General features: G+C 60.9%; 13 protein-coding genes. 6 read left to right on the top strand and 7 right to left on the bottom strand.

Annotation, left to right across the window (positions count from 1 at the left end; genetic code table 11):
- Positions 1-2: 2 nt before the first annotated feature.
- Positions 3-269 carry a helix-turn-helix transcriptional regulator gene (locus tag EN925_RS10230; RefSeq protein WP_127368073.1) on the top strand — a complete coding sequence of 89 codons (267 nt, stop codon included), beginning with the start codon at positions 3-5 and terminating at the stop codon, positions 267-269.
- Positions 270-313: 44 nt separating this feature from the next.
- Here the strand turns inward: EN925_RS10230 and EN925_RS10225 are convergent, their stop codons facing one another.
- From EN925_RS10225 to EN925_RS39610, 4 genes are all read right to left on the bottom strand, one after another.
- Complete coding sequence (locus tag EN925_RS10225) at positions 314-679, bottom strand: DUF3768 domain-containing protein (RefSeq protein WP_127368072.1); 366 nt, start codon at positions 677-679, stop codon at positions 314-316.
- Between the two features lie 74 nt (positions 680-753).
- Positions 754-1,368 (bottom strand): hypothetical protein, encoded by a 615-nt coding sequence (locus EN925_RS10220; RefSeq protein ID WP_127368071.1) that lies wholly within the window; start codon positions 1,366-1,368, stop codon positions 754-756.
- Between the two features lie 707 nt (positions 1,369-2,075).
- On the bottom strand, positions 2,076-2,237 hold the full coding sequence (locus EN925_RS39615) for a hypothetical protein (protein WP_164753409.1): 162 nt from the start codon (positions 2,235-2,237) through the stop codon (positions 2,076-2,078).
- A 30-nt stretch (positions 2,238-2,267) separates the two neighbouring features.
- Positions 2,268-2,414: a hypothetical protein gene (locus tag EN925_RS39610; RefSeq protein WP_164753410.1), complete on the bottom strand. Its 147-nt coding sequence runs from the start codon at positions 2,412-2,414 to the stop codon at positions 2,268-2,270.
- A 246-nt stretch (positions 2,415-2,660) separates the two neighbouring features.
- On the opposite strand from EN925_RS39610, the gene EN925_RS10215 reads away from it, so the two are divergent.
- The 5 genes from EN925_RS10215 (at position 2,661) to EN925_RS10195 (ending at position 6,083) form a co-directional block, all read left to right on the top strand.
- A complete protein-coding gene (locus EN925_RS10215) occupies positions 2,661-2,864 on the top strand; it encodes a hypothetical protein (RefSeq protein WP_127368070.1) in 204 nt (67 codons plus the stop codon).
- A complete protein-coding gene (locus EN925_RS10210; protein WP_127368069.1) occupies positions 2,861-3,784 on the top strand; it encodes an AbiV family abortive infection protein in 924 nt (307 codons plus the stop codon). Before EN925_RS10215 ends, EN925_RS10210 begins: the two co-directional genes overlap by 4 nt.
- Before the next feature lie 219 nt (positions 3,785-4,003).
- Positions 4,004-4,801 (top strand): TIGR02391 family protein, encoded by a 798-nt coding sequence (locus tag EN925_RS10205; protein WP_127368068.1) that lies wholly within the window; start codon positions 4,004-4,006, stop codon positions 4,799-4,801.
- A 124-nt stretch (positions 4,802-4,925) separates the two neighbouring features.
- Positions 4,926-5,366, top strand: a complete 441-nt coding sequence (locus EN925_RS10200; protein WP_013533589.1) for a hypothetical protein — start codon at positions 4,926-4,928, stop codon at positions 5,364-5,366.
- A gap of 378 nt (positions 5,367-5,744) precedes the next feature.
- On the top strand, positions 5,745-6,083 hold the full coding sequence (locus EN925_RS10195) for a hypothetical protein (protein WP_084016304.1): 339 nt from the start codon (positions 5,745-5,747) through the stop codon (positions 6,081-6,083).
- Positions 6,084-6,109: 26 nt separating this feature from the next.
- Here EN925_RS10195 and EN925_RS10190 read toward each other — a convergent pair whose 3' ends face one another.
- From EN925_RS10190 to EN925_RS10180, 3 genes are all read right to left on the bottom strand, one after another.
- Positions 6,110-7,009 carry an alpha/beta hydrolase-fold protein gene (locus EN925_RS10190; RefSeq protein ID WP_063170037.1) on the bottom strand — a complete coding sequence of 300 codons (900 nt, stop codon included), beginning with the start codon at positions 7,007-7,009 and terminating at the stop codon, positions 6,110-6,112.
- A 21-nt stretch (positions 7,010-7,030) separates the two neighbouring features.
- Positions 7,031-9,079, bottom strand: a complete 2,049-nt coding sequence (gene fhuB, locus EN925_RS10185; RefSeq protein WP_082826648.1) for a Fe(3+)-hydroxamate ABC transporter permease FhuB — start codon at positions 9,077-9,079, stop codon at positions 7,031-7,033.
- The coding region (locus EN925_RS10180; protein WP_128336504.1) for an ABC transporter substrate-binding protein at positions 9,072-9,827 on the bottom strand (756 nt) is incomplete at its 5' end. The genes fhuB and EN925_RS10180, both read right to left, overlap by 8 nt.

The following is a 9,827-nucleotide window of genomic DNA, read 5'->3' as shown; positions in this document are numbered from 1 at the left end:
CAATGAATGTGCGCAAGATCATTGGCTGGAATCTCCGCAAGCTCCGGGCAGAGCAAGGTTTGTCGCAAGAGCGGCTGGCATTGGCGGCGGAGATCGATCGATCTTACGTTGGCCGCATTGAGCGAGGCTCGGAGAACGTCACCATCGATACGTTGGATGCTTTGGCAACCGTCCTTGGTGTGCCCGCCGCGGCTCTTTTGATCGAGCCTGCCAAAGGGGCGCGGCAGCCTATGCCCTTGTCGTCCGGCAGAAGGCCAAAGGCGACTTAGATGTACCGGCGGCTGTGCCCCTGTGCCCTGTGCAGAGGGCAACATTAGTATTCCTCCGGCAGCATGACGGTCATCACGCGAATGGTCACAGCGGGGTCGGATGCATCGGGCGACAGGTTTACCAGCGCCCGGTCATAGTAGTCTATTTTGAAGAACAGCTGCCGCTCGCCGACGTGCAGCAGAGCGCAATCGTGCTGGCCCCATGGATCGTTGTTCTCGTCGAATGCATCGAAGTTGGCGATGGCCAGCAGAATGGCGCCGATCTCTTGGGCAGGCAGTGCGGCGACACCGGCGGTCATTACCATGCGGCCGCCCGCACCGGTCTGGCGCAGTTGGTCGTTGAGGGTTCGAATACGCGTGGTTCGATCAGCCGCCGACAGCCGACCGACGCGCTCCTTTGAGCATGTCATGGGGTGGTTCCTTCGAATGGATGTCTGGTTGAGGGGTGACGGGCCAGGACGAACCCGGCCCGTTGCAAGACCGCTTACTTCTTCGCCAGCTGGCGCGGGTGGATCAGGCCGAGTTGGTAGTAGCTGCGGTCGACGTGGGCTGCATCCGGATAGTCCCTGAATTTCAGCGTGAAAATGCCCTTGGCTTTCGCCTTCATGATCCGGGCCTCAAAGTATCCCTCGTCGGGGCCTTCCGATGCCAGTACCATGTCGCCGACTGCCAGCTTTGCCCAAAGGTCGCTATCGTTACCGCCAGCGGCACCGCCGCCACCGTCGCCCCTGCCATGGCCCGCCACGGCCTCAGGCGAGCCCGCTGAGGCGTTTTCGGGGCTGTCGACGGCCTTGTCGTCGCCCGACCCATTGTCGCGCTCGTCAGCGACGCCCGCTAGGGTCGCGATACGGGCATAGACTTCCGATTTGACGAACGGCACGAAAGCCCTGCCGCTGTCGAAAAGCTTGCCAGCCGGAAGGCGCATGACGATCTCGGGTGCTTCGCCGGGCTCAACGCGATGCGAATGCATCCCCATCAGCCTAGCCGCGCTTTCTGCCGCCTCGACTTCGGGCAGCAAGAAGACCGAGGCGTGGGTTTTACGAGCGTCATCCCTGCCGAAGACGATCAACGATCGGGTGGTTTCGGAGGCGACATTCATTGGCCTGCCTCCATATATGACAAAGGGGCCAGAAGGCCCCTTGTGGTGTGATTTGAGTGGTGCCGACATGGTGTGTCGGGTCGATCTGTCAAAGGCATGTCAATACTCCTGTTAAGGTCTGGCCTAACCGCGTCAGCCGACGCAGCTCGCCGCAGTCAGTATAGAGGAATATTTTCCTATTGTCAATGGAAGCCGTTCAGGGTAGCGCGTTATGGATACTCCGTTGTCGCTATCCTGTTTGCACAAACGAGGGCCGCTTCTGCGGGATGACTTTTCAGCCATTAGCTCTCGGTGGGGCGAGGCTTCTTCCGCTTGAGGAGCGTTACAAGCACGGTCCGCATCGACGAGTGCTCTGAGCTATCCAGCTCCACAACCCAGTCGTCGTTGTGCTTGTGCCAAGGGAACTTCGCGTCTCTCAAAGCTTGTCGAAATGCCTTGGGATCAACACCAACGGACCGGGCCATATCCGCAGCGCCTGTTAGCTTAGTCATGACACCTCCCATGCTTTTTGCGAGCATAGACGAGCTCGCCTCATGCGGCGACAGGCGGGATAGCGCCGACAAGCGCGCCCTCTGGAGATCCCCCGGCGAACGGGTGATTCACGAGGGCTATGCTAGGAGCATCGCCATTCTATCTGAAGCAGTATTCTGTAGCCCGACGTTCGAGGTCAGTGTCATACTGAAGCGCGCAGCCACGCCCTGCCCTTCCTACGATGAGCCTCGACTTTGCAACACCTCGGTGATACACAAGCCGCGCAAATCGGTTGCCAGTGCCATTGATTTTGTTGTCTTTTTTCTGCATTCTGCCCATTCCGCCTCTGGGCACCATTCTACTTCTTTGATATTGTTGTGTTTTTCGATGCTGCTCATCGTATCGATGCTCATCAGTTTGACGTTTTTTCAACCGGATTTGACAGTTTTGTTGGCCGCCTCTCGTCGAGAGGCGACAAGCGCCTCGGCGGAGATATTTCCTGCGGCCAACATACCGGTCGCTGCGATAGCAGTTGATGCGGAAACGACGACGCGGCGATTGACGTGCTGATCCAAGACACTATCCTCTCGCAGTGGAGTAACGGGCTCGCTGCCCGCGCGCGAATTCCAGTGGGTATGAACCGCGGTGACAAGCACCAGGTTCGCCGATGGCGCGCTCTCGGTTCGAGCTGGCTTCTGAAGGCTGGTGAAAACGCTCCGGACGGGAACGGTTTTCAAGCATGCCCTTTCGAGGCGAAGCTTGCGCGCGCACAACTATTGACCGAGATTGGCGGCGTTCGTGGAACTAATGAGGGGGACACAATGAAAGAATATCTGCCCTATCTGGCAATCGCATCCAGCGTTGTTGCAGCAGGACTTGGCGTCCGCGCTGCCACTGTCGTAGTCAGAAACTCGATCGACGACTTTATGACCGACATTGGCCGGCAGAGCAGACGGGCGAGCTTCGCGGCCGTTGCGGCAGGCGCTTCGGTAATTCTACGGTCTGTCGACCGACTGGCGCAATGAACAGTTCCACATCTGGTGACAGAGTTAATCGTGTAGACGCGAACTACAATATTTTCGAGCCGCAACCAGCAGCTAGTCCTATCGGCGAAAGCGGACCTCTTACCGCGATTTTAGAAAATATCACATCGTTAGTTGAGAGCGCGAAGAGCCTTCATCGACGCAAAAAGTATGCTGTCTGCAGTCATATTTCTATATTGTCCGTCGAGGAATCGTCAAAATACCTTATCATTTACTGCAAAGCCCATCTCCCAGAACGCATTTTCAATCATCGATATAGGCACCTAAGCAAGCATGCGATATCGGACGCTCCTTGGTATTTATCTGGGAAACTATCCGTTTTATACAGCGTGCATTTAGCTGCGGAGATGTTATCGCCGGGCGATCAAGGCTGGGAAGAAATGCAAACACTGTCGAAATTGTTGTCGCCATACATCCTTCGAACGGATCCAATCGCGGTGGCACAATCAATCATGGGTGTTCTTGATACACGTGATAATGATGAATTGAGTGAGATGTACAAAAAATCTGATAGAGAGCGAGAGAAAGCTCGACTTTCGTCGGTCTATGTGGATGTCTCGAATAAGCTAGAGATCACATCCAGCCCTGCCGATTTTGACCGAAAAAGATCGAAAGACTATCTAGACCAAGCATTATATTGCCTAGCTGTGGTTGAGTTCATTTCTAGACCTACCGAAACCATATTGGATTTCGTTCAGTTGCTCCCATCTGGGCAACGGCAGAGATTTGAGCGCGAGGCGAGGCGTAGCGCTTTGCAACTAGCGAATATTAAGCACGTCGCGCTTTCGGAGGTTAGAGTAGCGGATGAAGATGAAACGCTATCGAAAGTCGCTGTTCGCCAGCCGAAGGCTGGCGAACAGATGAGAGACGCCGAAGACGTAACGGACGAGCAAATTCTTTGACGCGTAAACTGGGGTCGGAGAGTCTACTTGCGTTCGACCGCGCCGTGAAGGTTTTCCCCAGTCTAAACCCCGAGGTGCTAAAGTACCACTCGTCAAGTCAAATAGGAGCAGGCAACTAGTATCTTGTGATAGTCAAGGCGCCGGCTTGAATCCACACCTGAAGGAAGGTGTCCCTCGCATCGGGCCGGTGCAGCGAAATCAGATTTGCAAGGAAAGAGCATGGCACGCCAGCCGATAGCAACTGCACGTCCAACTGCCGTATTGTCGGATGCGCAGCTCCGCGCAGCGCTTCCAAAGCTCAAACGACGACTTGACGAGCTAACTACTCTCAATGTTTTCGCATTGACGGAAAAGGACGGACGTAACATTCTAGATAGTCACTCAACTAAGATAAACTCAACGCTTCGAGATATTTTCGGAGTTGATACTTTGGAATATTCTGAATGTAGCGTAGAAACCTTTCAACCGGTGTTTGGTATTTGGTACAGCGGGATGGATGACTCCCTTCTCGGCAACATCAGCACGGTCGAGAACAAGGTGACGAGTTGCATCACCACGCTGAAGTCCGTCATCGAAATTTTTGAGGAACGTCTCGGCGACGAAGGCGAGAGCAGTATCGAAAGGACAGCACGTGCATACGATGGCCTTGATCTTCATCGGGAAATCGCGCGTGCGGCAAATAAGCTATATCAGGATGGCCATTATGCTAACGCCGTAGAGGCAGCCGTGAAGGCGCTCAACGGCTTGGTGCGTCTCCGTAGCGGACTTGAGTTCGACGGCACGACACTAATGGAGCGGGCGTTCAGTCCATCTAACCCCATATTGAAATTCAACGCGCTGCAAGACCAGAGCGATAGGGATGAACAGAAGGGCTTCATGCAACTATTCAGCGGCGCGGTGTCAGGTCTACGAAATCCGAGGGCACACGGATTCATTAACGATGACGCCGAGCGTGCTTTGGAGTTCATCGCCTTCGTGAGCCTGCTTGCGAAGCTTCTCGACGTGGCCACCACCTAGCCGCGCCCGCCGCACACATCGTCGAGCGAAACAAGTTTGCGCTCTTCTGCCACCAGCGGATTCGATTTGCTTGGTGATCCCCCAACCTTAGGGCAAACTGCCTGCTGGGGTGCTAGGAGGAGAAATGAGAGCACGCGCAGCAACGCTTGGGGATCTGGAGGATGTCTTTCGCGGTCTGTCGAAGCGGATGTCGGACGAATACGTCGCTGCCGGCAAGGACAGCAAGATCGCCTACGACAACCTTATGATGAATTTGAAGGAGGGCCGCGCGCACGCGCTTGTCGAGGGTGACAAGGCCGTGGCGATCATCGCCTGGCATGAGAACAGCGACGCCGCCGACACGCTGTTCGCCGCACGGGAGGACTTCTTCCGGGCCACGACCGTCCGTTTCTGCAAGCGGCATATCAGGCATATCCAGGCGCTCGCCGGCAACCTCGCCATCCATTCGCGCAGTTGGCTCCAGGGGCCGGATGTCGCAAGATGGTTCGGCGTCATCGGCTATGTCGAGCGCGGCCGGGAGAACGGCGCCACTTTGTTCGAGCTGCCGCCGGCTCGCATCGGCTAGGAAACCCTGGGCTGGTCAAGATCCCTTGCCGCAAACACCGCCACCCTCTCGCGATCGCCCGCACAGGTTCGTCGATGCGGGTCACCGTCTTCGGCTCCAGGATCCCTTGCTCGGCGGCCTTCTGAACTGCCTTAGCAAGCGGCTTGCGCCGGGCGCCGATTGGCGAGATGTTATGGGAGGGCAACCGGGGGGCAAACCGGCACGCCGAGACAGATATGGCTGCTGGAAATGTCACGAGCTTGCTTCGCCTTTCTTGCCTTTGTTGCCTTGGTGAGGCCGGTAGGGGCAGGCGAGTGGACGTCTCATCTGCTTGACCGCCCAAGCCTGGCAACCGCCTATTTTCGCCAAGCCGATCTTGTGACTGCATACGCGACCGCAATGGCGCGCTTCCGTCTGCAGTTCGCAGGGCGTGCCGGCGAAAACAACCTTGCGGTCCCTCTCGAACCACTGCTTTTGCGGGCGGAATTCCGTGCGCGGACATGGCGCTCGGCGGACGGCAGCCTGTTGCAAGGCTTTGCCGGCAAGGGCGGCTTCCGGCTGACTATCGGCAACTGCCTGGCGCGCATCTGCGCTGCCAGCGAATGCAGCGATGCCGGTTGGCCGGTTTACGCCTGCAGCGACGGAGGCAAGCGCAAGATGTCCGTCACGGATTTTGTGACGGCAAACTTCGGCGGCGTCTCCTACCGCCGATTGAGCGCCTCCCCTTCACAGGAATGACAGCGCCGACCGTCTTGCTGCGGCGTTCAGCAAAGGGCGGTGTCCCTCCTCACCGCAAACGCCGCCTGCACCGCGCGATTGACGGTGACCGGCAGGATCGACATGTGGTTCTCGCCGGCATGCAGTTCGAAACTGGCGCGCACGCCCGGGAGAGCGTCAAGACGCTGCGCCATTGCCCGCGCGAATGCGTCGGTGCGTGTCACCTTTTTCTGCTTCAGGCGCTTTTCCTCGTCCTCGGCGCCAATCTGGAACGGCGCCAGCTTCTCGGTCTCGTACTCGCCGGCCGACAGGATCATGGTCGCCGCCAAACCATCGGGAATGGCGGCCTCGAAGGCTTCGAGAAAGCGGTCGATGGCACGCTCTTCCCAATAGATGGCGGGGCTCGCCGCGATCCAGGTCTGAAAGGAAGAAGGCCGCGTGAACAGGGCGTAGAGCGCAAACAGGCCACCGAAAGAATGGCCGTAAAGCGCCTGGCGGCTGGCATCGACCGTGACCCGGCTGGCGACCCACGGCTTCAGCTCATCCTCGATGAAAGCAAGGAATTTCCCTGCCCCACCGGTCCGGACTTCGGACGTGCCTTCGTGGAAGGGCGGGTAGGTCTTGCCTGGCGGCGGGCCGAGATCCCATGAGCGGCGCAGCGGATCATAGGCGCCGTCGACGGGATAGCCGATGGCGACGATGACGCCCCAGCCGACATTGGTGCCCGTGGGATAGAAGGCCTGCGCGCGCATGGCGTCGACCGCCGTGCCGATGACGGCGTTGCCGTCGGTCATGTAGAGGACCGGCCAGCCGGCCTCGGGCACCGGCCCGGACGGCACATGCAGGAATATCCGCCAGGGCGCGCCGCCCTGCGCCGGAACAAGATCGTGGACCGCCGTGTTGGCGATCAGGGCTGGCGTCGCGTTGGACATGGATATCTTGGACATGGATATCTCCAGGCAAAACGGTCAGCGGCGGCGCAGCAGCCACATCAGCACCGGGCCGCCGATCAACGTGGCGACGAGACCGGCCGGGATCTGGCGCGGGAAGATGGCGATCCGGCCCACCCAGTCGGCGGCGACCATGATCAGCGCGCCGGCGAGCACCGCGCCAATGGCCTGCGGCAGCGCACGGGAAAGGCCAAGGCGACGAGCAAGATGCGGCGCCATAAGGCCGATGAAGGTCAGCGGACCGACGATCAGCGTCGAAGCCGCGGTGAGTGCCGCGACGGCCAGCAGCACGAGAAGCCGCGCCCTCTTCAGGTTGATGCCAAGGCCCTGAACGGCGGCGGAGCCGAGCGGCAGGATGTCGAGCCAGCGCATGAAGAAAGGCGCGAGCGCGAAGAGGCAGACCGCGATACCACCGGTCAGCAGGGCGTCACCGACATCGACGCCATAGGTCGAACCGGTCAGCCAGTTGAGCAGCAGCATGGCGCGAGGATCGCCGGTCGCGGTGAGCACCAGGATCAGCGCGTCGAACAAGGCCGTCAGGGCAACGCCGGCAAGCAGCAGCCGCTCCGGCGCATAGGCGGCACGACGGCCGATCGCCAGCGTCACCAGCAAAGCGGCGAAGGCCCCGATCGTTGCCGCCGCCGTCTGAACCGGGCGCCCGGCATCGACGAGCGCAAACAGCGCCACCATCATGCCAAGGGCGGCACCGGCACTGATGCCCAGCACTTCGGGGCTGGCCATCGGATTGCCGGTCAGCCGCTGCATCATCAGCCCGGCAAGCGCCAGCATCGCCCCGGCACTCAGCGCGGCAAGCACGCGAGGCCACCGCCACGACAGCAAAGGCTGCAGCTCGTCGCCGAAGGCGAAGGTCCAGCCATGCGGACCCGGTTCATGGAGCAGGGCCAGCCCGAGCAGCAGAAGCAGAGCCAGGCCGAGTGCCATGAGAACAAGGCCGGGCCGGCTTGCGCGCGGCAGGCGCACGGCCATCAAGGTCGGGGCTTCCGAGCCAAGCGCAAGGCGCGGCAGCAGCCAGAGCAGCAGCGGCGCACCGAGAAGTGCTGTGATCGCTCCGGTCGGCAGCAGGTCGCCTTGCGGCCCGGTGGCGATCTGCACGCCTTGATCGGCGGCCCACAGCAACGCGCCGCCGATCAGCGGCGCCATCACCAGTTGTTGGCCAAGCCGCCGGCCACCGCCGATGCGCGCGAGCGTCGCCGCGGCCAGGCCGACGAAGCCGATGACGCCGACAGCGGCAACGACAAACGCGATCAGCGCGACGGCGGCCGCCAGTCCGGCGAAGCGATAGGCGCCGAGCGGCACGCCAAGGCTGCGCGCGCCTTCATCGTCGAGGCCAAGCAGGGTCAGGGGCCGCACCATGAAGAAGATCGCAAGCGCAGCAGTGCCGATGCGGGGCAAAAGCCACAGCGTCGTCGACCAATCCTGCTGGCCGAGCGAACCGGCGCCCCAGATGAACAGGCTGGCCAGCCATTCATGCCGCAGCACGATGAGAGCGGCACCGATGGCGCCGGCATAGAGGCTGACCACAAGCCCCGCCAGCACCACCGAAAGCGGCGACAGGCCCTTGTGCCAGGACAGAGCGATGACGGCGGCAAGGGCCATAAATGCGCCGGCCAGCGCCACCCATTCGCGGCCGAAGGCAAGCAGGGACGGTGACAGAAGCGTCGCCAGTGCCAGCGCCAGATAGGCGCCGGCCGAGACGCCAACGGTTTCAGGCGAGGCGAGCGGGTTGCGCAGAACCTGCTGCAGGACAGTTCCGGCAAGCCCGAGCGCCGCACCGCACAAAAGGCTGATCGCAAGACGGGGCAGGAAGGCATAGTGGACGAGCACCTGCCGCATGTCAGCGATGTCGGGAGCGGCGAGCGATTGGAGCCAGAGCGCCGATGGCAGTTGCACGGTGAGGTTCGAGACGGTTGCCGCTGCCGCAGCCGCGAGCAGCACCGCGCAAAGCAGGATCGCGCCTACCGGCTGATTGCTGGAAAAGCTCCACACGGGGGCCCGGCCGGCCGACGCAGGCTTCCCCCTTTGGGCAATGGCAGCATCCTCAGCCATGGGCGGCCTCCGCGGTCATCGCCGATGCCAGGACCCGAGCAAAACGGCTCGCGGATGGAAGCGCGCCAAACATCAGGACGGCAGGAAGGCGCATGATCGAGCGGTTGCGCACGAAGGGCATGGCATTCCAGACCGGACTTTCGGTCAGCGTGCCGCCGGCGCCCTCAGGCAAGGGTTCGAGATAGGCGAGGCGCGCATCGCTGGATGTCGCCAGCCCGTCGATGCCGACGGTCGAAAACCCCCAATAGTTGGTCTCGGCCGTCCACGCGTTGCTGAGCCCGATGCGGTCGAACACCTCCTGAAACAGGCTCTTTGCGCCGTAGACGCGCACATTGCGGGGGTCCAGGAAGCTGACGACATAGATCGGCCGTGCCGAAAGCGGCGCCAGTTGCTGGCGAACCTCCAAAAGATACGCGTCTGTCGCCGCGATCAGCGCCTCGCCTTCGCTTTCCTTGCCGACAAGCCCGGCGAGCTGGCGCGTCGCCTCGAGCGCGCGCCGATAGGGTTGCCCGGCCTCGGTATAGAGCCCGATCGTCGTCACTGGAGCCACGCGTTCGAGCAGCGGCTTGATGCCCTCGAGATACGGCATGGACAGGATGATGTCGGGCCTGAGCTGCTGCAGGAATTCGAGATTGGGCTCGAGCAGCGTGCCGAGATCGGCGACGTCGGGCGGCAGCCGCGGCTCGACCACCCATTTCTCCCAGACCTCCCGATCGGCAATGGCGACCGGGCTGACACCGAGCATGAG

The sequence above is a fragment of the Mesorhizobium sp. M7A.F.Ca.US.006.04.2.1 genome (assembly GCF_004022915.1).
In the GTDB taxonomy this organism is placed as follows: domain Bacteria; phylum Pseudomonadota; class Alphaproteobacteria; order Rhizobiales; family Rhizobiaceae; genus Mesorhizobium; species Mesorhizobium ciceri.
The sequence above is the reverse complement of the archived record's forward strand: the minus strand, read 5'-3'. Positions and strand labels throughout refer to the sequence as shown.